This window comes from Actinomyces sp. HMSC065F12 (assembly GCF_001814535.1).
In the GTDB taxonomy this organism is placed as follows: domain Bacteria; phylum Actinomycetota; class Actinomycetes; order Actinomycetales; family Actinomycetaceae; genus Pauljensenia; species Pauljensenia radingae_A.
Genome location: NZ_KV816957.1, coordinates 1 through 424 on the forward strand (window position 1 = coordinate 1; position 424 = coordinate 424).

Genomic DNA, 424 nt, shown 5'->3' on the forward strand with positions numbered 1-424 from the left:
GCGTCTTAAGAGCGTACGTGTACTTTTCTACCTCCACCAGTTCATATCCGGACCACTGCTCATAGGTATAACACGGAAAGTACAAGGACGCGTAGCCGCGCTGCGCCCAGCGGAATGATTCGCCCGCCTGGTAGATGAACCAGCGCGTCACCAGGTCAAGATCCGGGGAAAAGAACGTAAATTGAATATCCCCGTTTCGCGAGCTGCCTCCATATGCGAACTGCCCATCCTCAAGCTGAGCCAAGTGGTAAATCGGATCACCAGCATGACTGATACTGATCGAACGAGGATGGTGAATATTGCGCATAAAAAGAGCATTACGACATTCCGCCAGCAGCCTCAGCTCTTCGAAAAACGGCTCGTCAAGACTCATCAACGACACAGCCTTACACCTTCCTCACACACGTTATTCCTCGACAACGAA

Annotated in this window: 1 protein-coding gene; it reads right to left on the bottom strand. The window is 51.4% G+C overall.

From position 1 onward, the window contains the following. Positions 1-382, bottom strand: a 382-nt coding sequence (locus HMPREF2975_RS03335) for a hypothetical protein (RefSeq protein WP_141757269.1), incomplete at its 3' end; no start/stop codon positions are given. Between the last annotated feature and the right edge of the window lie 42 nt (positions 383-424).